General features: G+C 72.2%; 20 protein-coding genes. 4 read left to right on the plus strand and 16 right to left on the minus strand.

All coding sequences use genetic code 11. The features are described 5' to 3' along the window. Positions 1 to 36 precede the first annotated feature (36 nt). Positions 37 to 1,086 carry a helix-turn-helix transcriptional regulator gene (locus D6270_RS13375; protein ID WP_109165187.1) on the plus strand — a complete coding sequence of 350 codons (1,050 nt, stop codon included), beginning with the start codon at positions 37 to 39 and terminating at the stop codon, positions 1,084 to 1,086. A gap of 218 nt (positions 1,087 to 1,304) precedes the next feature. Here D6270_RS13375 and D6270_RS13380 read toward each other — a convergent pair whose 3' ends face one another. After that, positions 1,305 to 2,306 (minus strand): sigma-70 family RNA polymerase sigma factor, encoded by a 1,002-nt coding sequence (locus tag D6270_RS13380; RefSeq protein WP_109165186.1) that lies wholly within the window; start codon positions 2,304 to 2,306, stop codon positions 1,305 to 1,307. A 535-nt stretch (positions 2,307 to 2,841) separates the two neighbouring features. On the opposite strand from D6270_RS13380, the gene D6270_RS13385 reads away from it, so the two are divergent. Beyond that, a complete protein-coding gene (locus tag D6270_RS13385; RefSeq protein ID WP_109165185.1) occupies positions 2,842 to 3,882 on the plus strand; it encodes a questin oxidase family protein in 1,041 nt (346 codons plus the stop codon). 53 nt (positions 3,883 to 3,935) lie between these two features. Here D6270_RS13385 and D6270_RS13390 read toward each other — a convergent pair whose 3' ends face one another. Then, positions 3,936 to 4,718 (minus strand): dioxygenase family protein, encoded by a 783-nt coding sequence (locus tag D6270_RS13390; RefSeq protein WP_109165184.1) that lies wholly within the window; start codon positions 4,716 to 4,718, stop codon positions 3,936 to 3,938. Between the two features lie 178 nt (positions 4,719 to 4,896). Here D6270_RS13390 and D6270_RS13395 point away from each other — a divergent pair, with 178 nt between their 5' ends. Then, entirely contained in the window at positions 4,897 to 5,418 is a 522-nt protein-coding gene (locus D6270_RS13395; protein ID WP_109165183.1) for a MarR family winged helix-turn-helix transcriptional regulator, read from the plus strand. Between the two features lie 167 nt (positions 5,419 to 5,585). Here the strand turns inward: D6270_RS13395 and D6270_RS13400 are convergent, their stop codons facing one another. Beyond that, positions 5,586 to 7,145 carry an MFS transporter gene (locus D6270_RS13400; protein ID WP_204117123.1) on the minus strand — a complete coding sequence of 520 codons (1,560 nt, stop codon included), beginning with the start codon at positions 7,143 to 7,145 and terminating at the stop codon, positions 5,586 to 5,588. Positions 7,146 to 7,295: 150 nt separating this feature from the next. Continuing rightward, positions 7,296 to 7,958: a TetR/AcrR family transcriptional regulator gene (locus D6270_RS13405; RefSeq protein WP_109165182.1), complete on the minus strand. Its 663-nt coding sequence runs from the start codon at positions 7,956 to 7,958 to the stop codon at positions 7,296 to 7,298. Positions 7,959 to 8,234: 276 nt separating this feature from the next. Between D6270_RS13405 and D6270_RS13410 the strand changes: the two genes are divergently transcribed. Next, positions 8,235 to 9,512, plus strand: a complete 1,278-nt coding sequence (locus D6270_RS13410) for a M6 family metalloprotease domain-containing protein (RefSeq protein ID WP_109165181.1) — start codon at positions 8,235 to 8,237, stop codon at positions 9,510 to 9,512. On the opposite strand, the gene D6270_RS13415 is transcribed toward D6270_RS13410, so the two are convergent. The 12 genes from D6270_RS13415 to D6270_RS13470 all read right to left on the minus strand — a co-directional run bounded on the left by D6270_RS13415 (position 9,499) and on the right by D6270_RS13470 (position 23,477). Next, positions 9,499 to 10,563, minus strand: coding sequence for an AMP-binding protein (locus D6270_RS13415; RefSeq protein ID WP_151414670.1), 1,065 nt, complete (start codon positions 10,561 to 10,563; stop codon positions 9,499 to 9,501). The genes D6270_RS13410 and D6270_RS13415 overlap by 14 nt on opposite strands. Positions 10,564 to 10,636: 73 nt before the next feature. Next, positions 10,637 to 11,614, minus strand: coding sequence for a helix-turn-helix transcriptional regulator (locus D6270_RS13420; protein WP_109165179.1), 978 nt, complete (start codon positions 11,612 to 11,614; stop codon positions 10,637 to 10,639). A 106-nt stretch (positions 11,615 to 11,720) separates the two neighbouring features. Further along, entirely contained in the window at positions 11,721 to 12,551 is an 831-nt protein-coding gene (locus D6270_RS13425; RefSeq protein WP_109165178.1) for a 4'-phosphopantetheinyl transferase family protein, read from the minus strand. A 69-nt stretch (positions 12,552 to 12,620) separates the two neighbouring features. Further along, entirely contained in the window at positions 12,621 to 13,208 is a 588-nt protein-coding gene (locus D6270_RS13430; RefSeq protein WP_225976837.1) for a nitroreductase family protein, read from the minus strand. Between the two features lie 33 nt (positions 13,209 to 13,241). Then, positions 13,242 to 14,081 carry a dimethylargininase gene (gene ddaH / locus D6270_RS13435; RefSeq protein WP_202418946.1) on the minus strand — a complete coding sequence of 280 codons (840 nt, stop codon included), beginning with the start codon at positions 14,079 to 14,081 and terminating at the stop codon, positions 13,242 to 13,244. 36 nt (positions 14,082 to 14,117) lie between these two features. After that, positions 14,118 to 14,546 (minus strand): VOC family protein, encoded by a 429-nt coding sequence (locus tag D6270_RS13440; protein WP_109165176.1) that lies wholly within the window; start codon positions 14,544 to 14,546, stop codon positions 14,118 to 14,120. 27 nt (positions 14,547 to 14,573) lie between these two features. Then, positions 14,574 to 14,831 (minus strand): acyl carrier protein, encoded by a 258-nt coding sequence (locus D6270_RS13445; protein WP_109165175.1) that lies wholly within the window; start codon positions 14,829 to 14,831, stop codon positions 14,574 to 14,576. Further along, positions 14,824 to 16,737, minus strand: a complete 1,914-nt coding sequence (locus tag D6270_RS33640) for an HAD-IIIC family phosphatase (protein WP_158650506.1) — start codon at positions 16,735 to 16,737, stop codon at positions 14,824 to 14,826. Before D6270_RS33640 ends, D6270_RS13445 begins: the two co-directional genes overlap by 8 nt. Then, positions 16,734 to 17,780 (minus strand): ketoacyl-ACP synthase III family protein, encoded by a 1,047-nt coding sequence (locus D6270_RS13455; protein WP_109165173.1) that lies wholly within the window; start codon positions 17,778 to 17,780, stop codon positions 16,734 to 16,736. Before D6270_RS13455 ends, D6270_RS33640 begins: the two co-directional genes overlap by 4 nt. 43 nt (positions 17,781 to 17,823) lie before the next feature. Next, positions 17,824 to 18,648 carry an aspartyl/asparaginyl beta-hydroxylase domain-containing protein gene (locus D6270_RS13460; protein WP_109165172.1) on the minus strand — a complete coding sequence of 275 codons (825 nt, stop codon included), beginning with the start codon at positions 18,646 to 18,648 and terminating at the stop codon, positions 17,824 to 17,826. A 2-nt stretch (positions 18,649 to 18,650) separates the two neighbouring features. Beyond that, positions 18,651 to 19,490: a DUF6202 family protein gene (locus tag D6270_RS13465; protein WP_109165171.1), complete on the minus strand. Its 840-nt coding sequence runs from the start codon at positions 19,488 to 19,490 to the stop codon at positions 18,651 to 18,653. A gap of 15 nt (positions 19,491 to 19,505) precedes the next feature. Continuing rightward, entirely contained in the window at positions 19,506 to 23,477 is a 3,972-nt protein-coding gene (locus D6270_RS13470) for a non-ribosomal peptide synthetase (protein ID WP_158650507.1), read from the minus strand. Positions 23,478 to 23,590 lie beyond the last annotated feature (113 nt).

Raw genomic sequence — 23,590 nt, forward strand, 5'->3', positions numbered from 1 at the left:
CTGGTCGTGACCTGATGGGCGCGCATCCTGGATTCCATGACGGACACCCCGGCACGACTGCTGAAGCTGCTGTCGCTCCTCCAGACGCCACGCGAGTGGCCCGGCGGGGAGCTGGCCGAACGGCTGGATGTCAGCCCGCGCACGATCCGCCGCGATGTCGACCGGCTGCGGGAGCTGGGCTATCCGGTCGAGGCCTCGCGCGGTTCGCTGGGCGGCTACCGCCTGGTCGCGGGGGCCGCCATGCCGCCGCTCGTCCTGGACGACGAGGAGGCCGTCGCCATCGCGGTGGGGCTGCGGGCCGGTGCGGGGCACGCCATCGAGGGCGTCGACGAGGCCTCCGTACGGGCGCTGGCGAAGCTGGAACAGGTGCTGCCGTCACGGTTGCGGCACCGGGTCTCGGCGCTGCAGAACGCCACGGTGCCGCTGGTCCGGGGCGACGGGGCGACCATCGACCCGCGGACCCTGACGACGCTGGCCTCGGCGGCCACCGGGCGGGAGCGGCTGAGGTTCGCGTACCGCAGCGGTGACGGTACGGAGACGAGGCGGCAGGTGGAGCCGTACCGGCTGGTGAGCACGGGGCGGCGGTGGTACCTGGTGGCGTACGACCTGCTGCGGGAGGACTGGCGGACGTTCCGGGTGGACCGGGTCTCCGAGCCGTTCGCGACGGGCGTCCGGTTCACGCCCCGGCCTCTCCCCGTGGCTGGTGGCGGGGGCGGGGGGCGCGGTGGGGCGGAGGACGCGGCGCGCTACTTCGCCCGGTCGATGGCGGGCAGGCAGCCGGAGCTCCGTCTCGACGTGCGGTTCGGGGCGCCGGCGGAGTCCGTGGCGGCGCGGCTGCCGCCGACGCTCGGGGTGCCGGAGCCGGACGGGGAGGGCGGCTGCCGGCTGCGGTCCTCGGTCACGGACTCGCTGGAGTGGGTGGCGCTGCGGCTGGCGTTGGTGGAGTGCGAGTTCACGGTGCTGGGGCCGCCGCAGTTGGTGGCGCACCTGGAGAGCCTGGGCGCCCGGCTGACCCGCGCCGCGTCGCCCGGGGCGGGGCCGCGTAAGCGGGGCGGGGCCTCGCGACCTGGGCCGGAGACCTCGTAATACGGGCCGGGGGCCTCGTAAGCCGTCCTGGCGTGGACCTGGACGGCCGGGGCCGGGGCCCGGAGGCCGACCCGGACATGGATGAGCCCCGGCGCCGGGGGGGGTGGGCGCCGGGACTCAGTTCCGGGGACCGGTGGGAAAACCGGTCGGGTGACCGGCGTGATCCGGTCGGTCGGCCGGTGCGAACCGGCTTGATGGGGAGGTTACGGGTTATCGGCTCACGCCGCAGCGTCAAAGCCCGTGTCGTGAGCCATTCGCTTCAATTCGAGTAGTGCGTGCTTCTCTATCTGGCGGATCCGCTCCCGTGTCAGGCCGTGCTGCTTGCCCACTTCGGTCAGCGTCCGCTCGCGCCCGTCCTCGATGCCGTACCTCATCTTGATGATGGAGGCCGTCCTGTTGTCGAGCTTGCCGATCAGGTCCTCCAGCTCCTCGCTGCGCAGGAGGGTCATCACCGACTGCTCGGGCGAGACGGCGGAGGTGTCCTCCAGCAGGTCGCCGAACTGGGTGTCGCCGTTGTCGTCGACCGACATGTTGAGGCTGACCGGGTCGCGGGCCCAGTCCAGCACGTTGCTCACGCGCTCGGCATTGGAGTCCAGCTCGGCGGCGATCTCCGCGTGCTCGGGATCGCGCCCGTTCTCCCGGTTGAACTCGCGCTGGACCCGGCGGATCCGGCCGAGCTCCTCCACCAGGTGGACGGGGAGCCGGATCGTGCGCGACTGGTCCGCTATGGACCGGGTGATGGCCTGCCGGATCCACCACGTCGCGTACGTGGAGAACTTGAAGCCCTTGGCGTAGTCGAACTTCTCGACCGCGCGCACCAGGCCCGCGTTGCCCTCCTGGATCAGGTCCAGCAGGGGCAGCCCCGCGCGCGGGTAGCGGCGGGCCACGGCAACGACGAGGCGGAGGTTGGAACGGATGAATATGTCCTTGGCGCGCTCGCCCTCGGCGACCAGCGCCTCCAGCTCTTCACGCTTCGCGCCGCCCGCGTCGCTCTCCACCTCGCCGTCGAGGATCTGCTGGGCGTAGACGCCCGCCTCGATGGACTGGGAGAGGTCGACTTCCTTGGCGGCGTCGAGAAGCGGCGTGCGAGCGATCTCGTCCAGGTACATGCCGACCAGGTCGCGATCGGCGATTTCCCCGCCCACGGCGCGAACACTGCTTGCCCGGTCGGTCCCACCGGAGGTGGTGGACGAACGACGGGCGACGGCACGGGTTGCCATGCGTGCTCCCTTGCTGAGTAGGTCGCGACACCCTCTCGGGTGCCCTGCATCCGATGGAAACAACGACTGGAATCCGGACAGAATTCCCATGCTGCCCATTCATTTTCGCGATCATGCAGTACCCTGTCCGGCCACGACCGGGCGAAACCTGGTGCGAATGGACACGTAAGCGCAGGTCAGGGCCGGTTCCACGAGGCATCGGCAGCCCCTGGCGGGGAGCCGGTGACACCGTTTCGGTGAGGCCGCGCTCACAGGAGGCCACACCCCTGGGCCACGCCGCCCATGACCGGGCACATCCTTCACGTACACGTACAACGCCCCTCACGTCACGGAACGTTCCGACCTCGCGTCTACCCCGGAAGACGATCCGTATCGCCTCGGGGTTGCTCACGAGGCCCGCAGGCCGCAGGTGCGACGCCCGCACGTCTCCGGAGAAGGACGCGCGTCCTAGGTCCACAGGAGGAGGTCCCCGCCCCGGTCGACCGGGACCTCAGCCCGATCCGCCGGACCCCCCTCCACCCCTACCGTGAGGCGCATGACGGACACTCAGCGCAACCATGTGGACACTTCGGGCACCCTTGACGAGGCCCTGGAACGCATCCATCTGTCGGGCCCGGAGCGCGACGGCTGGCTCAGCAACCACGCCCCGATGGCGGTCGAGGCCCTGGTGCGGCGCGGGCAGGCACCGGCGGCACACCGCTGGCTGGACAACTACCGGCCCCGGCTGGAGGACATGCCCGGCTCCGTCGCGCCGGTCACCGGCCGGAACTGGCAGGAGGCCCTCGGCGACATCGACCGCGTCGCCGACTGGACGGCGTTCTTCGAGCGGGAGACCGCCGACCGGCCCTGGCGTACCGTCCTCGCCGAGTGGTGGCCCCGGCTGCTGCCCGGCATCGCGGGCGGCGCCACCCACGGTGTGATCCGGGTCGGCCACTCCGTGCGCACCCTGCTGGCGGGCGAGGAGACCGAGCCGCGCGTACGGGAGCTCGCCCACGCCCTCGGCTACTGGGCCGCCCGCCACCAGCCGCTGCCCGCCCTGGAGCGCCTCGCCCCGGCCCCCGACGCGGCGGCCGCCCTGGAGCGGGTGCCGCTCATCGCCGACCAGGACGGCGAGATGCTGGCCCGGCTCGGCCGGCTCACCGGCTTCCCCGACTGGCCGGGGCAGACCCCGGAGGAGCCGGAGGCGGCCCGTACCGCGATCGAGGAGCTCGTCCGGGCCGCCACCCACCGTTACGCCACCCATGGCCACGCCGCACCGATCATGCTGGTCCACTCGGCGACCGCCCCCAACGCGGTCCTGCGCACCCTGCCCGCGCTCCCCGGCGCCCTGTGGGTGCCGAGCCTGCACGCGGCCTGGGCGGCGAGCGCCACGGTGACCGCCGCCTACGGGCCCCGCGAGGCGGTGCCGGTCACGGCCCCCACGGGCGCGCAGGACCCGCAGGAGGTGTTCGAGCGGGCGGCGGCACACGGCGACGACCACACGATCAAGTTCACCGACACGGCCCTGGACGTGGGTGACGCGGCAGCCCTCGTGGCCGCCGGGCGCGCGATGGAACTGAACACCCCGGCCTGGTGAACCACTCCCGGCCGAACCCGGCCGCCGAGCCCGCCGGCTCGGCGGCCCGTCGCTCAGCCGAACTGCACCGAGCGCTTGGCCAGCCCCATCCAGAAGCCGTCGATGACGCTCCGCCCCTGGCCCAGCTCCTCCTCGGCGGCGCCCAGCGTCACGAAGAGCGGGGCGAAGTGCTCGGTGCGGGGGTGGGCCAGCTTCCCGGCGGGGGACGTGTGCTCGAAGTCCAGCAGGGCGTCGATGTCCTGGGCCCGCAGCGCGCGGTCGCCCCAGTCGTCGAACTCCGTGGACCAGCCGGGGACCCCGCCGCCCGGGTGGCGCAGGGCGGCCAGGTTGTGGGTGAAGAAGCCGCTGCCGACGATCAGCACGCCCTCGTCGCGCAGCGGGGCGAGCCGTCGCCCGATGGCCATCAGCTCCTGCGGGTCGAGGGTTGGCATGGAGATCTGGAGTACGGGGATGTCGGCGTCCGGGAACATCTCCACCAGCGGTACGTAGGCGCCGTGGTCCAGCCCCCGGTCCGGGATGTCCTGGACCGGCGCACCGGGTCCGCGCAGCAGTTTGCGGACGCTGTCGGCGAGCTGCGGGGCGCCGGGGGCGTCGTACCGCACGCGGTAGTAGTGCTCGGGGAATCCCCAGAAGTCGTGGACCAGCGGGACCGGCTGGACGGCACCGAGCGCGAGCGGGGCCTCCTCCCAGTGGGCGGAGACCATCAGGATCGCGCGGGGGCGCGGCAGCGTGGCGGACCAGGCGGCGAGCTGGCCGGGCCAGACCGGGTCGTCGGCGAGCGGCGGGGCGCCGTGCGAGAGGTAGAGGGCGGGCATGCGCTCCGCGGTGACTGTCATGGCACTCCCCATCCACTGGACCTGACATTGAATTCGGCATCGATCATGGATTCCGGATCCCGGGGGATGGTTCTCCAAGGGTCCTGCGGAATCCCGCCGCGAGGTTCTTGAACCTTCAAGAACCTACCTCCGGAGACCTTAGCCCTATCTAGTTAAACTTTCAAGAAAAGGTCGTACAGTGGAGTACATGACCACCGCATCCACGGCATCCACCGGCGCGACACGCTGGCTCACCGACGAGGAGCAGCGCGTCTGGCGCGCCTATCTGCATGCCACCACGCTGCTGGAGGACCACCTCGACCGCCAGTTGCAGCGGGATGCGGGCATGCCCCACATCTATTACGGACTGCTCGTCCAGCTCTCCCAGGCGCCCCGGCGCCGGATGCGGATGACCGAGCTCGCCAGGAACGTGAAGATCACCCGCTCCCGGCTCTCGCACGCCATCGCCCGGCTGGAGAAGAACGGCTGGGTGCGGCGCGAGGAGTGCCCCTCGGACAAGCGCGGCCAGAACGCGGTGCTCACCGACGACGGCTACGCGATGCTCGGCCGTTCGGCACCCGGCCATGTCGACGCCGTACGGCAGGCGCTGTTCGACCGGCTGACGCCCGAGCAGGTGCACAGCCTCGGCGACATCATGGGGGTGCTCGCCTCGGGGCTGGAGCCGGAGGGCAGGGACGCGGATCTGCCCTGGCTCCGCTGAACGTACGAAGCTCTTGAACTTACGAGGTTGTTGAGCCCGCGAAGCTCTTGAACGTACGAGGCCGCTGAGCCTACGAGGCTGTTGAACGTACGAGGCTGAGGTACGGACGCACGTCTGCCCTGGCTCGCCGAGCGGCGGGACCAGGGCAGACGTGTGGTGCGGTGGCGTCAGTGGGCGACGACCGGGATCCGGAACTCATCCTCGGCGCCCTCGGCGCCCTCCGTGTTCCCGCCGGACGCGCCCCCGCCGGTGCCCGTTCCCGGGCGGCCGGTGTTGATCAGCGTGACCGCGATCGCGGAGGCGAGGACGAGGATGCCCACCGCCCACCAGATCGCGCTGGCGAAACCGCTGACCATGGCCTGGAGCTCCAGGAGCTTCGGGTCCGTGGCGCGGGCCGCGTTGTCGGCGATGTACGCGGTGGTGGCGCCGGCCGCGATGGTGTTCAGCAGAGCGGTGCCGATGGCGCCGCCGACCTGCTGCGAGGTGTTGACCATCGCGGAGGCGACCCCCGCGTCACGCGGCTCGATGCCGTGCGTGGCCAGGGACATGGCCGGCATGAACGCCGTACCCATCCCGAGGCCGAGCAGCAGCATGCCGGGCAGGATGACGGCCGCGTAGCTGGTGTTCAGGTCCAGCTGCGTGAGGAGCAGCATGCCGACGGCGGCGACCAGGAAGCCGGGGCCCATCAGCAGCCGGGGCGGGACCCGGGTCATCAGCCGGGTGCCGATCTGGGTGGAGCCGGTGATCATGCCCGCGATCATCGGGAGGAAGGCGAAGCCGGTCCTGACCGGGGAGTAGCCCTTCACGACCTGGAGGTAGTAGGTCAGGAAGAGGAACAGCCCGAACATCGCGATGATGGCGAGCCCCAGCGAGAGGTAGACCCCGCCGCGGTTGCGCTCGGTCAGCACGCGCAGCGGCAGCAGCGGCGACTTCACGCGCGACTCGGTCACGACGAAGGCCAGCAGCAGCGCGGCGGCCGCGATGAACATGGTGATCGTCAGGCCGTTCGACCAGCCGGCCGACTCGGCGCGGGTGAAGCCGTAGACCAGGGCGACCAGGCCGAGCGTGGAGAGCACGACACCGGGGATGTCCAGCGCCGAGCGGTTGCGCGAACCGGAGGGCTCACGGATGACGAAGTACGCGCCCGCGGCGGCGATCACGGCGAACGGGATGTTGACGAAGAACGTCCAGCGCCAGTTCAGGTACTCGGTGAGGAAGCCGCCGAGGATCAGCCCGACCGCGCCACCGCCACCGGCGATGGCCCCGTAGATACCGAAGGCCTTGGCGCGCTCCTTGGCGTCGGTGAACATCACGGCGAGCAGCGAGAGGGCCGCCGGGGCGAGCAGGGCGCCGAAGACACCTTGCAGGGCCCGGGAGCCGAACATCATCGCCTCGTTCTGGGCGGCCCCGCCGAGCGCGGAGGCCAGCGCGAAGCCGATCAGGCCGACGACGAAGGTGCGCTTGCGCCCCCAGAGGTCGGCGATCCGGCCACCGAAGAGGAGCAGACCACCGAAGGCGAGCGCGTAGGCGGTGATGACCCACTGCTTGTTGCCCTCGGAGATGCCGAGGTCGGTCTGGGCGGAGGGCAGGGCGATGTTCACGATGGTCGCGTCGAGGACGACCATCAGCTGGGCGAGCGCGATGAAGGCCAGGGCCTTCCATCGGCTGGGATCGGGAAGCCCGGTGCCTGCGGTTCTCGACAGCGGGGTGTCAGCGGTTTTTGCCATGGGAGTAGCCACCTTGGGACATGCGAGGGCGCCGAGGACGTAGGGAGGAGAGTCGCCGGTACGTGCTGGCGTACGCGTGATGGAGTAGGGAAACGCGTGAACGTGGAAGGACGTTGATCTACGGGGCGAGGGCCGGGGCCCGGGCAGGCGTCAGTCGCGGCGCCTCAGGTTTTCGAGGGTGGCCGCCGATCCGGGCAGTACGGAGCGGGCCGGGGCTTCCAGTCCGTCCAGGAACAGCTGCAGATGGCGGTGGGTGAACCGGTCGATGTCCAGGCAGGCGATGCCGGGCAGGGGCCGGGTGAGCTGGGAGAGGGCGACGAGTACGTCACCGACGGCGATGTCGGTGCGCAGCCGCCCCGCGGACATGGCGCGCGACACGAGCCCCTCGACCGCCGCTTCGAGGCGGTCGCGCTCGGCGAGCAGGTCGGGGTGGTCCTTGTCGAAGACGCCGGAGAGCATCGGGCAGAGGGCGCCGATCCGTTCGTCGGCGGCCGCGTGCACGAAGCGGCTGAGCGCGGCGAACGGGTCGGCCTCCGCCGCGGTGGCCTCCTCGGCCCGGCGAGTGGTGCGGGAGGTGACCGCGAGCACGACCTCATGGGTCAGGGCGGCACGGTCGGGGAAGTTCCGGTAGAGCGTGGCGTTGCCGACACCGGCCCGCCGTGCGACGTCGTCGAGAGGCACATCCGGCCCGAGCTCGACGAACAGCTCACGTGCGGCCGTGACGATCCGCTCACGGTTGCGCAGCGCGTCGGCCCTCGGTCGGGGCGTACGGCGCCGGGCTGCCGGTGCGGCGGTGTCTGCGGCGGTCTCCACGGCTGCGGCCTTCCCTCTCTCCGGTCACACGATGGGTAGCTGGACGATCCCCATCCGTAACCGGGGACCAGATCCCCGTTTCGCCGGGGACACCGATGCAAACGGGGAACCCCTCCCCGCTTATTTCCCCTCACTGATGTGACCCGAGTCACACCACTCGCCGGCGAAAACCCACCGATCGGCGCACCCGACGAGCGCCCCCGGACCACCCGGCACAGGCTGATCGCCAGAGCGCAGTCAGGGTCGGCCGGCTGCCGCGGACCCGAAGGCGCCTCTATGCAGCAGCCCCGCCACCGGATACGCAGTCACCGCCGCCCCATCGCCCTGGCCGGAGCGACCGCCCTGGTCATAGCCGCGATGGCGTCGGCGAGCACCACGCTCCCGGGGGCCGGAAAGGCCACGGCGGGCCCGGCGGCCACCGCCGAGGACTCCGCGGTCGCCCCCTGCCGGATCGCCACGACCATGGGCGTCCAGATGTCGCTGGGCATGCCCACCCCGCCCGGCTACGCCCGCTCCACAGGCGAGATCAGGGCGCTCAACCTGATGATCGACTTCCCGGACGCGGAGGCCACGGAACCGGCGGTGGACCGGTTCGCGGAGTTCTTCCCGCAGACCTCCGACTGGTTCACGACCAGCTCCTACGGCCGCCTCGACTACCGCCCCGAGGCCCCCGTCAAGGAGTGGCTCCGGATGCCGATGCCGTTCACGGAGTACGGGATAGAGCGCGGCTCACCGTTCGAGCCGGGCTACCGCCAGTTGGTCAAGGACCTCGTCGCGGCCGCCGACCCGCTGGTGGACTTCTCGGCGTACGACCTGGTCAATGTCCTCGTCACCCCGAACGCGGGCCCCTCCGCGCTGGACACCGTGCTCTCGGTGACCTTCTCCGGCAACGACGACGCCCCGACGGCGGACGGCGTGCCCCTCTCCAACACGTCGTTCGTCTACAGCCGCCAGGACGACGGCTCGGGGTCGTACGCACAGACGGGCTACCGCGTCCTGCCGCACGAGAACGGCCATGTCTTCGGCCTGCCCGACCTCTACACGATGGAGGGCGGCGGCTCGGTGGGGCACTGGGACATCATGTCCGAGGACTGGGGCGCCAACAACGACTTCCTGGGCTGGCACAAGTGGAAGCTCGGCTGGCTGGACAACGAGCAGATCAGCTGCGCCTCGCGGCCCGGCGTCAGCGAGCACACGCTCGGCCCGCTGGCCACCGAGGGCGGCACCAAGCTCGCCTTCGTGCCGCTGAGCGCCCAGTCCGGCTACGCCGTGGAGGTCCGCACGGCCGACGGCAACGACGAGGCGGTCTGCCGCCCCGGGGTGCTGATCTACAAGGTCAGCTCCGACGTGGACACCGGCCAGGGCCCGGTCTCGGTCGCCGACGCCACCCAGGACAGCGGCGGCTGCACCCGGCGTCCCAATGTGCACGCGGAACTGTCGGACGCGCCGTTCCGCCCGGGCCAGACGTTCACGGACCGGGCCAACGGCGTACGGATAGCGGTGCTGGACGAGGACGGGGAGGGGAACTACCGGGTGCGGATCACTCGGCCGTGAGGGGCCGAGCCGCCCCCTCGCCCCGCCCGACCACCACGACCCCGCGCCCGCTCCCGTCCCTGGGCCGCACGGCGAGGTCGCCCGTACGGAACCAGCCGTCGTGGAACGCGTCGGCGGCCGGGGCCCGCCAGTAGCCGCGCGGGAGCGACTGCCCGCGCAGCCACAGCTCGCCCTTCTCACCGTCGGGGAGCGGGTCGCCGAGGGCCGAGACGACCTTGGACTCGGTAACGGGGGTGGGGTCCAGGCCGTACGGAATGCTCTCCGCGCCCTCCGCTCCGCCCGCTTCCCCGAGCGTGAGCGTGCCCCCTGCGGCCATCGCCCCGTAGACGTCGGCGAACGCGGCGGGATGGGGGAACGGGAGCGTGACCGGGGTGTCCGGGACGGGCCCCGTCCCCGGAAGTGCCCCCCGCGCCAACGCGGAGGCGGCAGCCCGGTAGCGGGCGTCGAGTGCGGCCCCGGCCTGGGCGAGATGGGTGGTCACCGCGCCCTTGGTGCCGGCGGCGTAAAGGATCACGGAATCGTCCTCGGGCCTGGGCTCCACATCGGGCGGCGCGGCCAGCGGGTCGGGCGCGGGGAAGTCCTCGTACCGCTGAACGCCCGCCCCGCCCGGGAACCGCCCCTCCTCCCGGAACAGGACGGTCCGCACCCCGGCCCGCCGGGCCCACTCCCCCACCCGCTCCAGCCGCTCCCCATCGACGAGCAGCACCCCGGGCTCGCAGTCCTCCAGTACGGGACGGAGGGCGGCCCCGGACCACCGGGCGTCGAGTGGTACGGCGATGAGCCCGGCCAACTGGGCAGCCCAGAAGGCGATCTGCCACTCCGGGAGGTTCCGCATCGCCACGACGGCCCGGTCGCCAGGGCGCAGCCCGTACCGTTCGCTCAGCCGGACGGCCAGGGCGGAGGCGGCGGCGAAGAACTCCCCGTACGAGAAATGGCGTTCACCGTCGAGGAGGAAGGGGGAGTCACCGTAGGCCCACGTCGTCTCCACGAACTCCCGCAGCGTGCGCGGCCCGTCGGCGTACTCCAGGGTTCCCCGCTCGCCCCGGACCACGGCGAAGGGGCGCCGGGGGCGGTGAGGCGGGTGCGGATCTCTTCGGCGCGCTCGGGATCCGGCGGGCCGGGCCTCAGGAGAGCCAGCCCGCGCGGGCGGCCAGGACGCCCGCCTCGAACCGGCTGCGGGCCTCCAGGCGGGCCATCAGCCCGGAGACCGTCCGGCGCACCGTGCGCAGGGAGACCCCGAGCTTCTTGGCGATGGCCTCGTCCGTGTGACCGCTGGCCAGGAGGTACATCAGCTCGCGCTCCCGGCGGGAGAGGCCGACGGTGTCCGGACCGTCCTGCTCGTGCCAGGGCATGCCCGAGTCCCAGAACCGGGTGAACAGGACGTGCAGCACCTCCACCACGCCCCGGCTGCGGATCTCCAGGGCGCCCTGCCGGCCGTCCTCCGGGTCGATGGGGACCAGGGCGACCTCGCGGTCGACGAGGACCATCAGCATGGGGAGCGTGGGGACCGTGCGGGTCTCGGCGCCCAGGGTGGAGAGCCAGCGCACGTACTCGTAGGTGTCCGGGTCGTTGCGGATGCTGTCCTGGTAGAGCGTGCGGAGGCTGACCCCGCGCTCCAGGGCCATCTGGTCGAGGGGCTTACTCGACTCCATGGTGTCGGGGCGCTGGGCGCCACCGGGAAAAAACGAGAGGCATTCCTTACGGGCCGTCTCCGCGAGCTGTTCGAGCCGGCGGCGGACCGTCTCCACTCCGTGCAGCTGCTGGACGATCTCCGGCGCGTGTCTCTTCCCGCCGTACTGGTCGACTATCGCGGCCACCGAGGCGCGGGCGGACTCCAGCCGCCGCAGACGGGAGCGGAGTTCGAGGTCGTGCCGGTTCACCAGGATGCCGAGCCCCACGTCCGGGCTGACCGGAAGGAGCTGCTTGCCCTCGGTGTCCCGCTGCAGGAGGTGGAGTTCGGCCAGGACGTCGAGGGCCGCGCGCACCCGGCCCGACTCCACGTCGAGCTGCTGGGCGATCTGCTGGACACTCCACTCGGGCTGTGCAAGGAGCAGACGGTAGACGGCTTCGACATCCGGTTCCAGACCCAGCGCTTCGAGCAAGAGTTCTTCCTCCCTCACGACCCGCAAGGGCCCCTCGCAGCCCGTAAGAGCGTCGCATGGCCCACCGATTTCGGGGATACTACAGGCAACTCACTCACTGCACGTGTCAGTTGCATGAACCGAACGCCACATCCGGCCGAGACCCGATCCCCGGCCCGTCGTCCGGTCCGCCCCCGGCCATGGCGAGCGCGACGGCCGCGCGCTGTCCGGTACCGACAGGGATGTCCCAAAGCCGCCAGCCCTGCGGAGAGGCCGGCGCGGGTCCGGTGCCCACGTAGTGCCCGGCCAGACCGTGTGCCAGGCCCGCGCCCGCACCCTTGAGGTGGGCCTCCTTCCGTGTCCAGCAGCGCAGGAAGGCCTCGTCCCGCCCGGCCGCCGTCAGGGCGGCCAGCTCGGCGCGTTCCCGGGGGTGGAGCGAGGCCGCCAGCTCGTCGGCGATGCCCGGGGCCGGCGTGGCCTCGACGTCCACACCCACCGGGGCCCGGGCGAAGGCGAGCAGCACCGTGCTCGCGCTGTGCGACAGGGAGAAGTGCACCCCCGAGCCGGGCAGGACGGGCCGCCCGCCCGGCCGGCCGCACACCCCGCAGCGCTCACGGGAGATGACCACATCGGCCGGGGCCAGCCCGAGGAGGGCACCGGCCAGTCTGCGCAGCAGGACGTGGGCGACGACATACCGGTGCCGGTCGCGGGCCGAGCCGAACCGCCCGGCGCGCAGGCTCTCCTCCCGGTCCAGCGGGGCGGTCCCCTCCGCATCCGCCCACCGGCCGTCCGCGTCGGCCACCCAGAGCTGCGGCTCACCGTCCCGTGGCGGTCCGAGCCCGGCGGGCAGCGGTCCGTACGGGACCGGGCGCGGGGCGGGAGCCCGGAGCGGCCACGGGCCGGCCGGAACCGCCGCGGTGGGTGGGGCGGTTGAGGTGGGTGGGGCGGGAACCGCCATGCCGTCTCCTGTCGACTCCGGGCCTCCGGACACGCCCTGGGTGCCCAGGGCCTCTCGTGACGAAGGACCCTAGGCCGCGCTGCGGTTGCCCGCCGTCGCAGCGACCCGGGGGGTGCGGAGGTCGGAGAAGCGGGTGACGCGGGTGGAGACCTCCTCCGGCGGACGCCGGTTGCGGGCGGTCGAGGGGAGCGCCGTGCCGATGTCCAGCGAGCCGAGCAGCTTCTCCCCGGCGCCCAGTCCCAGCAGTTCGGCGGCGGCCTCGCTGCGGACCAGCCGCCCGGTGCGCCAGATGCTCCCGTAGCCGCGGGCGTGGAGCAGCAGCATCAGGGAGTACGACATGCAGGAGGCCGCCGCGATCTGCTCCCACTCGGGGATGCGCTCGCCGCGCGGGGAGAAGACGAGCGCGGCGACGAGCGGGGCCCGGCGGAGCTTGGCCCGCAGCTGCTCGGCCTGGGCGGCGTCGGCGCCGGACTCCTCGGCCAGGCAGTCCCCGAGCAGGTCGGAGTCCTCACCGCGCAGCAGGACCCAGCGCCACGGGCGGAGCCGGCCGTGGTCGGGCGCGGAGCTGGCGCCCTGAAGGAGATAGGTGAACTCCTCGTCGCCGGGGGCGGGCCCGGTGAGGACCTGCTCGCTGCGCCGGGTGAGAACTGCCGTCATGACGTCCATGGGAAACCCTTCGTCTCCGTACGGTCAGTGCCTGATCTCGAGGGTGCAGCACTTCACGCTGCCGCCGCCCTTGAGCAGTTCGGTCATATCCATGCCGATCGGCCGGAAGCCGCGTTCACGCAGGTGGATCGGCAGGTCACCCGCTGCCTCGGGGATCACCACGTTGAGTCCGTCGGAGACCGCGTTCAGGGAGAAGACCGCGGCGTCGGCGGCCGACACCTCCAGGGCGTCGGGGAAGAGCCGGCGGAGCACCTCGCGGGAGGCCGGGGCGAACGCCTGCGGGTGGTACATGATCTCGTCGCCGTCCAGGACCGCCAGCGCCGTGTCTAGGTGGTAGTAGCGGGGGTCGACGAGTTCCAGGCTGATCACCGGGCGGGCGAAGAAGGACTGCGCCTCCAGGTGGCTGCGGGGGTCGCTGCGGAAGCCGTACCCCGCCAGGACGAAGCTGTCGGTGACGAGGAAGTCCCCCTCGCCCTCGTTGACATGGAGCGGTTCGTGCAGCTCCGTGAAGCCGTTCTCCCGGAACCAGGCGAGGTACGCCGGGCCCTCGGGCCGCCGCTGGTGGTTGCGGAAGTCGGCGCCGAGCACCCGCCCGTCCACCACCGTGGCGCCGTTGGCCGCGTACACCATGTCGGGCAGGCCCGGCAGCGAGGGGATCAGGTCGACGGTGTGGCCCAGCGACAGGTAGAGGTCGCGCAGCTGCTCCCACTGGAGGACGGCCAGGGAGGTGTCGACGGGCTTCTTCGGGTCCATCCACGGGTTGATGGAGTAGACGACGTCGAAATGGTCGGGCCGGCACATGAGGTAGTGGCGTCGGCGCCCGATACGTGGCTCGGGAGGGGTGGTTCCGAGGTGCGCGGTCATGGGCTTCCTTGGGTCGGGGGCCGGTGGGGCCGGGGGTCAGCGGGCCGGGTCGGGCGCGTAGTGGACCAGTTCGACCAGGAGGTCGGCGGGTTCGGGGGCGTACACGAACACCACCCGCATACCGGGCCGGGCGCCCCGGCACGGCTCCGCGTCCAGGACGAGGAAGCCGGAGGCGCGCATCCGGGCCGTCTCCTCCGCCAGGTCGTCCACGGTGAGGGCCAGGTGGTAGAAGCCGGGGCCGGGGCCCCGCAGCCGGCCCTCGACCGCCGAGCCGGGACCCGTCGGGGAGACCAGCTCCACGGCGGCGCCCACCGGGTCGCCGGGCAGGCTCCAGAAGGAGCAGGCCACCCGGTAGGCGTCGGCGGTCCCTTCGTCGGTCCGGTGCAGGCCGAGGGCGGCGAGCTGGGCACCCGTACGGTCCGGTTCGGCGGTGGCGAGTCCGATGTGGTCGATGCCGAGGATCACGGGCGGCGGCCTTCCGGGCGCGGCGGGTCAGCGCGCATGGGCCGTGAGGGCGGCCAGGCGGCGGTCGATCTCGTCGGCCAGCTCCCCCACGGTCTCCAGCTTCATGTACGAACGCAGGTCGAGCTGGACGCCGTAGCTCTGCTCGACGGCGGCCAGCAGCCGCATGGCGGCGAGGCTGCCCCAGCTGCCGAGTCCGGCGAAGCGGGTCTCGGCGGTGATGTCGTCGGGGGTGCGCTGCGCCACGCGGGCGACCAGGGGCCGCAGGGTGGTGATGACGTCAGACATGGTCCAGTGCCTCCTTGGGGACAAGGGTGATCCAGTCAGGGGTGAGGGGCGGGAGGCTGTCGAGTCGCGCACGGTGGCGGGCCGGTGCCTCCTCCCCGGTGGGGTCCTCGGCCCGGGTGAACCCGGCGGAGGGGTAGAGGGCGGCCGCGGGCGCGTTGCGCGCGGTCGGGGTGAAGAGCGCGTCCAGGAAGGTGGCGCCGCCGGAGCGGGCCCGGTCGGCGACGTACTGGAGGACCGCCTGTTCCACACCCCGGGAGAGCACCCGGCAGCTGAGCACCAGGTTGCGCACCACCCAGCGGTCCGGCCCCCGGTCCAGCCAGACGCCGCCCACCACGCCTTCGGCGCCGAACCTGTCGGCGACCTCCACCGAGAGGACCAGGTGCTCGTCCGACTCGGCCAGCCGCCGGGTGACGGCCTCCCCGTGGCTGCGTCCGGTCATGTTGAACTGGTTGGTACGCGACTCCAGTTGGACCAGTCGCGGCAGGGTGTAGGCGGTGGCGGGCCCGACCGTGACGCTGAGGTCCAGGGCCCTGAGGTAGTCCTCGGCACAGGCGTGGGCGGTGGAGAGGCGGTGGCGCCTGCGCCTGCCCCGGTAGAGCTCGGTGCGCTCGGAGTCGGTCGCCGTGGAGCCGAGTTGGACGAAGCGGGCGCCGTCGAGCAGCCGGGCCGCGTGGTCCGCCGGGTCGCCGGCGAGGTGGACGGTGTCGACCTGGGGCAGCGACTCGCGCACCATGCCGCACTCGAAGGGGCTGTCGTCGGCGAAGACGAACGCGTCGAGTCCCAGGTTGAGTTCGTCCGCCAGGGCGGCGATGCGCAGATCCTTGCGCTGCCAGTCGGCGGCCACCGCGACGAAGTCGTCCGGCCGCAGGATCATGTCCGGGTGGGTGGCCAGCACATCGTCCACCAGGGCCTGTTCGTTCTTGCTGCACACCGCGAGGAGTACGCCCTGGCGGCGCAGGGCCAGGGCCCGGCGCTGGAGGTCGGTGTAGCAGTCCCCCGGGTAGAGGGTGCCGAGTTCGATGCCCGCGGGGCCGTCGTCGCCCAGGACCCCGCCCCACAGGGTGTTGTCCAGGTCCAGGACGAGGACCTTGCGGCCGTGCCCGGCCACCGCGCGGCAGAAGTGCGCCGCCTCCCGGGCGTAGGCCAGCTCCACCTGCGGGGTCCAGGCCATCCGGCCGAACCGGTAGCGGCGTTCGTCGCGCACCGGCCCCGGGACATCGGCGAGCAACGCCTCCAGGTCCACGGTGTAGAGGCCCTCCTGGCTCTCCCCCGCCGCGAGGAGCACCGTGTTGGCCTCGCGCCAGAGGCGGCCGAGGCTCGCCGCCCCCCGGAAGCTGATCACGCTCCTGCGGTCCGGTCGGGGCAGCGGCACGGTGTGCAGCAGGACCGCCGACCCGGTGCGCCCGGCGAAGTCCGCGGCCATTGCGGCGAGTTCACCGGCCCGTTCCCGGGCTGCCCCGCCCGCCTTCTGCGGGTCGGCCGCGTCCCAGTCCTGCGGGAGGAGCGCCCCGGAGTCCAGCAGGCAGAGGGTGGCCTGCGGGGCGAAGGCGGCCAGGGCGGAGGCCGGATCGCTCAGCTCCACGCCCAGCTGGTCGTAGGGGCACAGGTGCAGTTCGGCGTCGACGCCCGCGGCCAGCAGCGTCGCGCGCAGGAGCGGCAGGACGTCGTCGGCGGTGAACGTGGCGGCGATCGCCACCCGCAGGGTGGTGGGACGGCCGGCCGGGGCTGCGGTGAGCCGGCCGGCCGGAACGCCCTGGAGCAGCCGTCCCGCCTCCACCAGGAGGAGGGCGTCGTCGGTCGCGCCGAGCGTCTGTGCCAGCGTGGGATCAGTGGTGTCGCGTGACTCGCGCACGGCCCGGACCCGGGCGAGCAGGTCGTCGCCGGGCGGGTGGAGCGGGCCGCTCATGACCCGTCGGCCGACCACTGGGGGCGTTCGAGGATCTCCACGACGGCGCAGGCGTAGGTGAAGCCCATGCCGATGCCGCACAGGGCGACCCGGTCCCCGGGGCCCACCTCGCCGGTCTCCAGCAGATGGGCGAGGCCGGCGATCTGGTCGGCCGCGCCGACGTGTCCGACCCTGCGGCCCCACTCCCAGGTCGTGTTGGCGTCGGTGATGCCGAACATCGCCCGGAAGTCGACGTCGTCGAGGGTCCGGCCGACGTTGGTGAGGACCCAGCGGTCGATGTCGGGTGCGGTGAGCCCGGCGTCCGCGAGGGCCACGCTGACGCTCTCCTGCTGCCGCTCGGTGAGCGACTGCACGATCTTCAGGAGGAGTTCGCCGTTCTCCAGCAGGTACTCGTCCCGGCGGGAGCGCAGGTCGACGGGTTCGTCCGCGGCCCGGGGCTCCTCCTCGAAGGGCTTGTTGCCGAGGTAGACCGCCCCGTAGGTGCCGTCGCTGATCACGGCGGTGGACAGCAGCCGGGCGACACCGCCGGTGCGCGAGAGGACCAGCCCGGTGCCTCCGTCGCCGAAGACCACGCCCTTGTCCGAGCGGTAGCGGTCGAAGGAGGGCAGGGCGAAGACGTCGCTGGTGGTGAGCAGCGCCGCCGACCCCGCCGACCGGGCGTGCAGATAGGCGGCGGCGATCTCCAGGGCGGCCAGGCCGCCGTTGGAGTACTGCTTCACCTCCACCGCCGCGGCCCGCCCTCCCACGGTGCGGCCCTGGACGTAGGAGGCCGGGGCGAAGTGGTCGAGGCCCTGGTTGTTGCAGCTGGAGTGCAGGACGAGTTCGATGTCCCCGGGCGCCACCGTGGAGCGGCCCATGGTCAGGTCGGCGGCCTTGACCGCCAGGTCGACGGCCGGGCCATTGTCGATGACGCTGATGGAGAGGAAGCCGTCGGCGGCCGCCTCGCCCTCGTCGTACCGCCCTTCGGCCACTGCGGCCGAGACGTCCTCGCCGCGGCCCAGGACGGCCCCGCAGGCGTTGACGTAGATTCCGCTCCACTTCATGAGGTGCGGGCTCCTTCCGTGTCGTGGTGCGGCGCCGGTCGGATCACCGGCGCACCATGCAGTACTCCTCGTGGGCGGTGGCCCGGGTCAGCAGTTCGCTGCTTCCGCTCGCGGCGGCGATCTCCTTCAGCAGGGTGAAGACGTCGTCCCCGGAGATGTCGCTGAGGAAGTGCTGTTTGATCAGCAGGGTCTGGATCTCCTGGTAGTTGCGGGCGTCGAGTACCCCGGCCAGGCCGAGCAGGGCGCTGCGGCCCCGTTCGTCCAGCGGCGGCCGGTCGGCGACGTTGCCGGCCGGGATCGCCGACTCCTCGGGGGTGCCGAAGGCGAGGACGTCGCTCAGGCTCTCCGCCGTGAAGTCGCAGATGACATGGACCCGGTCGTGGTCGGAGAAGGAGCCGACCGAGTGGGTCCTGCTGGCGTCGAGGAACCACAGCTCGCCCCGGCGCATCCGGAAGACGGTGGACTCCTCGGAGGCGAAGACGCTGTCGTCGGTCTGCAGCGGCAGATGGATGCGGAGCATGTCCGCCTTGAGCTCCAGGAAGTCCCGGTGCGGTACGTAGACGCTGCCGGGGGCGAGCCGCATGAACCGGGCGTACTTCAGGTACTCGGTGCGGAAGAGGCCGCTGACCAGCTCGCGGACGTAGGGCATGGCGTCGCCGTGCGGTGTGGGGACGGCCGACCCGTCGTAGTCGCCGAGCGAGGTCTCCTGGAGGCTGCCGGTCTGGTTCCACAGCATGGTGCTGCGGAGCATCCCGGTGGAGACGAAGTCCGCGTAGGAGTCGTTGTAGACGAAGTCGCCGGAGGCGGCGAGGTCGGCCGCCAGACGCGTCTCGTCCAGTTCGATCGCGGCTATGCGGTGGGAGCGCATGGTCACGCCGCCCGGACGGCCGTGGCGGCGGGGAGGCCGAGGGAGTCCGCGAAGTCGTTCAGGGCCCTGGCCCAGCTCGCGGAGTACTCGGTCGTCATCTCCGCGAAGGTCCGTGCCTCCTCCTCGGTGGTGACGATGGTCGTCATGCCCGTCTCCTCGTCGCTGACCTGGGCGGCGTGCATCGTCTCGGCCTTGATGTGCGAGTCGATCCAGGCCAGGTCGGCGGCGTCGGGGAAGAGCGGGGACCCGTCGGCCTGGAGCTTGCCGTAGACGCGGCGGAAGGCGACGGCGATGTCGAGGGCGATGGTCTCGACGACCCGCAGCTGGACGGCGGCGCCGAGCGGCTCCAGGGCGAAGCGCTCCATGTTCTCGATCAGGAGCCGTACGCCCTCGGGGAGCCGGGCGGCCTCCTCGCGGCCGGCGGCGTCAACGTGCCGCTCCACGGGGGCGATGACGGAGTCCTCCCACCACACGTAGTGGGCGCCGGAGGGGCCCTTGGGGGCCACGGCCCCGAAGACCGGGGCGAGGTTGTCCAGGTCGTCGCCGATGACCCGGAAGACCGTCTGGAAGGCGGCCAGGACGTCGAGGGACGGGTTCTCCTGGGCGTGGATGGCCCGGGCGGAGGCGCCGAGCCCGGAGAGGGTGGTGAACATGAACGCCTTGGTCATCGCCCGCCACTGGTGGGCCACGGCGAGCGGGCCGCGGAAGTCCTCGGTCTCGAAGCCCCTGGCGAAGGCGAAGAAGCGGTTGTCGGCGCGGCCGAGACCGGCCGCCTCGATTTCGCGGTCGACCAGCTCGTCGAGTGCGCTGCGGGCGTCGTCGGTCAGAACTGTTGCAGTCACGAATACTCCAGGTTCCTAGATTTCGTCGAACGAGAGCAACTCGTCGAGGATGTCGCGGACGGCGCCCGCAAGTTCCGTGGAATTCTCTTCCGAGACGAGCGTGAAATGGTTACCGGGAATCTCACGGAAGGAAAGGTCGGAAACCCTTTCCCGCCATCCGTGGTCCTCTCCCCGCAGAAGTGCGGGGAAAGTGATGCGGTCGTCGGGGTACGGCTCGGCCGCGCGCAGCAGCCGGACCGGACCGGTGTAGGGCTTGGGGGCGTACCGCAGGAAGGCAGCGCGGTGGTGCTCCATCAGCTCGGCCAGGCCGGCGGCCTCCTCGGGGAGCGGCTGCGGCCCTTCGCCGCCGAGCAGGTCCATCGCGCCGAACGCGGCCCGGGCGGCCTCGGCGACGGACGCCTCCTCGATGGCCCCGGGCGGCAGCCAGCTGTCCAGGAGCACGGTGCCGACGACCTCCACGCCCCGGGCCTGCCACTGGCGGGCCATCTCCAGGGCGACGCAGCCGCCCACGGACCAGCCGACCAGGAGCAGCGGCCGGGCGGCGCGCACGGCGTCGGCGGCCTCGGTGTAGCGGGCCGCCATGGCCTCTACCGTCAGGTCGGGGCCCTCGTCGCCCTCGGCGGCCTGGAGCCCGTACACGTCGTACTCCCCGGCCAGCTGCGACCCGACCGCCCGGAAGGGCAGGACCGAGCCACCGGCGCCGTGCACGAAGAGGACGAGGGGCCGGTTGCGGGGGCGGGCCAGCGGGACGAGGACGCCCTCCGCCCCGCCGCGCGCCGAGTCCAGGCGGGCGGCCAGCTCGCGCACGGAGGGTGCGGCGAAGACGTCGCCCACCGTGGGGCGCACGCCCAGGTGGCGGCCGCAGGCGGCGATCAGCTTGAAGACGAGGAGGGAGTGGCCGCCCAGGGCGAAGAAGCCCTCGTCCACGCCGAACGTCGCGACGCCCAGCACCTCCCGGAAGACGGCCGCGAGCCGCTCCTCCGTCTCCCCCTCCGGCGCCAGGACGCTCGCCTCGGAACCGTCGGGTCCGCTTCCGCTGTCCAGCCGGGCCAGCAGCGCCTTCTCGTCGACCTTGCCGTTGACGTTGTACGGGATGCTGTCGACGGCCACGTACGCCGCGGGCACCATGTGCGTCGGCAGCAGCCGCGCGGCGTGCGCCTTCAGCTCCCGCGGGTCGGGGCCCTCATCGGTGTCACCGGCCACGAAGGCGGCTATCCGGCCGTCGAAGGTACTGGGTGCGAGGGCGACGCAGGCCCGTACCCCGGGGTGGTCGCGGAGCACCGCCTCGATCTCGGAGAGTTCGATGCGCAGGCCGCGGATCTTCACCTGCCGGTCGATGCGGCCGAGGTGTTCCAGGACGCCGTCCTCGCGCATCCGGCACAGGTCCCCGGAGCGGTACATCCGTGCGCCGACCGGGCCGAACGGGTCGGGGAGGAAGCGTTCCGCGGTCAGCCCGGGCCGGTTGTGGTAGCCGTGGGCCAGGCCCACATCGCCGCCGATGTACATCTCGCCGGGGGTGCCGACGGGCAGCACCTCCAGCTCCGGGCCGAGGACGTAGACGCGGAAGTTGCCGCAGGGCCGGCCCAGCGGCAGGACGGGCACGCCGGGTTCGCGCGGGATGACGCCCTCGACGACGGTGCCCGCCTCCGTGGGGCCGCAGCAGTTGACGAAGTCGGCGTCGAAGCGGGCGTGGAAGGTGTCGCGCAGCCGGGGCTTGACCTCCTCGCCGCCGATGATCACGCGGCGCAGCGAGCGGCAGCTGCCGGCCGGGGCGGCGTCCAGGAACACGTCCATCATGGTCGGCACGAAGAAGAGGGTGGTGACCTGGTGCCGCTCGGTCAGCTCCACCAGGTACTCCGGGTCGCGCTGCCCGCCCGGGCGGGCGACGACGAGCCGCGCCCCGTGGTAGAGCGGCCAGAACAGCTCCCAGGTGGAGACGTCGAAGCCGAAGGACGTCTTGAGGATGTTCGCGTCACCGGGACCGAAGGGGTAGGCCCGCTGGAGCCAGAAGATGTTGGCCAGGGCCCCGTCGACCGGGTAGGCCACGGCCTTGGGGCGGCCGGTGGAGCCGGAGGTGTAGAGCAGGAACGCCAGGGCGTTGGGCGGGGTGGTGACCGGGATGTCCGTGTCGGGAGCCTGCTCCCAGGGCCGTTCGGCGCCGGTAAGGTGCAGGGTGCGGTGGTCGCCGCGGGGCAGCCGCTCCTGCCCCCGTCCGTCGGTGAGGACGAGCCGGGGCCGGGTGTCCGCCAGCATGAACTCCATGCGCTCGGCGGGCAGGTCGGGGTCCATCGGGATGTACGCGGCTCCCGCCTTGGCGACCGCGTACAGGGCGATCACCAGGTCGAAGCTCCGGTCCATGCAGACGGCGACCTTGTCCCCGGGGCGTACGCCCAGCTCCCGCAGGTGGTGGGCGAGCCGGTTGGCCCGTGCGTTGGTCTGCGCGTAGGTGAGGCTGCCCTCCTGCCCGGTCAGGGCCACGGCGTCGGGGGTGCGGGCCGCCTGCTCCTCGAAGGGCTCCGCGAGGGTGCCGTACCGGATGCCCGGGTCCTCGTAGGTGTTGAGGCCGTGCAGGATCTCCCGGCGCCGGGCCTCCGTGAACAGGGGCACCTCGGCGACGGGGGCTTCGGGGTCGCCGATGAGGGTGTCCAGGAGTTCCAGATACGTCTCGGCGAACCGCTCGGCCGTCGAGGGGCGGAAGAGGTCGGCGGAGAATTCGAGCGAGCCGCGCAGCGAGTCGCCGAAGTCGGATATGGAGACCGTCAGATCGGTGCGGGCCGACCTGGTGTCCAGCGAGGTGAGGCTTCCGCCGTCGCCCTCGGTGCGGACCTCGACCCCTTCCTGCACCCCGAAGATGGTCTGGAAGACGGGGTTCACGCCGGGGACACGGGCGATGTCGAGTGCGGCGACGATCTGTTCGAAGGGGACGCTCTGGTGGTCCTGGGCCTCCAGCACGGTCCGCTGGGCCTGGCGGACCAGGTCGCGGAAGCCGATGGGGCCCGAGAGGTCGCCGCGGAGCGCGACGGGCTTGACGAAGCAGCCGACGATCTTCTCGGCGGTCTCGTCGTCCCGGCCGGCGAGGGGCGAGCCCACGACGACGTCGCGCTGGCCGCTGAGCCGGGAGAGGAACGCCTGGTAGGCGGCGAGCAGGACGACGAACAGGGAGGTGTTCTCCTCGGCGGCGAACCGGTGCACCCGGGCGGCCGGTCCGGGTCCGGCGGTGAAGCTCACCATGGCCCCGTCGCGGGTCTCGGTGGCGGGCCGGGGGAAGTCCTTGGGCAGGTCCAGCACGGGGAGTTCGCCGCCGAGCCGCTGCTTCCAGTAGGCGAGCTCCCGCTCGTGGCGGCCCTCGTCGCGCTCCTCGGCCCGGGCGGCGGCGTAGTCGAGGTAGCGCACCTGGGGGGCCGGCGGCAGCGGGGCGCCGGAGAGCAGCTGGGCCAGCTCGCCCATGACCTGGCCGATCGACCAGTGGTCGATGATCACATGGTGGAAGCCCAGGGCCAGGGCGGACCGGCCGCCCGGCAGCATCAGGGCCAGGACCCGGAAGAGCGGCGCCCGGTCGGTGGGCAGGGGGCGGGCGGCGGCCTCGGCCACGACGGCCTCGGCCCGGGCCTCGGCCTGCTCGGCGTCCAGGTCGGTCAGGTCGTACCAGGTGATGGGCGGCGCCACGGGGCCGCCGTCCTCCTGGACCGGCCGGCCGTCCTCCTCGACGATGCGCAGCCTCAGGGCGTCGTGGCGCTCGGTGAGCGTGACGACGGCCGCGGTCAGCCGCTCCCGGTCGAGGGGCCGGGTGAAGGTGACGACGTCGAAGAGATTGTATTCGGCGCTGTCGGGAAATCGTTCGGTGAAATACCAGATGCGGGCCTGCGCGGGGAGCAGGGGGACACGCGCACCGGGAGCCGTCCGCGGAATCTCAACGGTAACCTTTTTCGTCTTGCGACTGCGGAGTCTTTCGAGAAGCTGCGCTTGGTTGTCATTGAGCTGACCCACGTGTTCACACCCCACACAGGAACGGAATTTCGCTTCTTTCAGGCAAGCAAGAAGTTATCCGATCCCCGATGAATTCGACTGGGCCAAGTTCTCAGTCGAACAAAAGGGGGTTG

It is taken from the genome of Streptomyces griseus subsp. griseus, from assembly GCF_003610995.1.
Classification (GTDB): Bacteria; Actinomycetota; Actinomycetes; order Streptomycetales; family Streptomycetaceae; genus Streptomyces.

Excerpts from the sequence above, each read along its gene's own strand:
- ddaH (WP_202418946.1), bottom strand. The coding sequence starts at position 14,081 with ATGACCGCGCACCTCGGAACCACCCCTCCCGAGCCACGTATCGGGCGC.
- D6270_RS13400 (WP_204117123.1), bottom strand. The coding sequence starts at position 7,145 with ATGGCAAAAACCGCTGACACCCCGCTGTCGAGAACCGCAGGCACCGGG.
- D6270_RS13425 (WP_109165178.1), bottom strand. The coding sequence starts at position 12,551 with ATGGCGGTTCCCGCCCCACCCACCTCAACCGCCCCACCCACCGCGGCG.
- D6270_RS13390 (WP_109165184.1), bottom strand. The coding sequence starts at position 4,718 with ATGACAGTCACCGCGGAGCGCATGCCCGCCCTCTACCTCTCGCACGGC.
- D6270_RS13430 (WP_225976837.1), bottom strand. The coding sequence starts at position 13,208 with ATGACGGCAGTTCTCACCCGGCGCAGCGAGCAGGTCCTCACCGGGCCC.
- D6270_RS13410 (WP_109165181.1), top strand. The coding sequence starts at position 8,235 with ATGCAGCAGCCCCGCCACCGGATACGCAGTCACCGCCGCCCCATCGCC.
- D6270_RS13445 (WP_109165175.1), bottom strand. The coding sequence starts at position 14,831 with ATGTCTGACGTCATCACCACCCTGCGGCCCCTGGTCGCCCGCGTGGCG.
- D6270_RS13460 (WP_109165172.1), bottom strand. The coding sequence starts at position 18,648 with ATGCGCTCCCACCGCATAGCCGCGATCGAACTGGACGAGACGCGTCTG.
- D6270_RS13380 (WP_109165186.1), bottom strand. The coding sequence starts at position 2,306 with ATGGCAACCCGTGCCGTCGCCCGTCGTTCGTCCACCACCTCCGGTGGG.
- D6270_RS33640 (WP_158650506.1), bottom strand. The coding sequence starts at position 16,737 with ATGAGCGGCCCGCTCCACCCGCCCGGCGACGACCTGCTCGCCCGGGTC.
- D6270_RS13375 (WP_109165187.1), top strand. The coding sequence starts at position 37 with ATGACGGACACCCCGGCACGACTGCTGAAGCTGCTGTCGCTCCTCCAG.
- D6270_RS13385 (WP_109165185.1), top strand. The coding sequence starts at position 2,842 with ATGACGGACACTCAGCGCAACCATGTGGACACTTCGGGCACCCTTGAC.
- D6270_RS13455 (WP_109165173.1), bottom strand. The coding sequence starts at position 17,780 with ATGAAGTGGAGCGGAATCTACGTCAACGCCTGCGGGGCCGTCCTGGGC.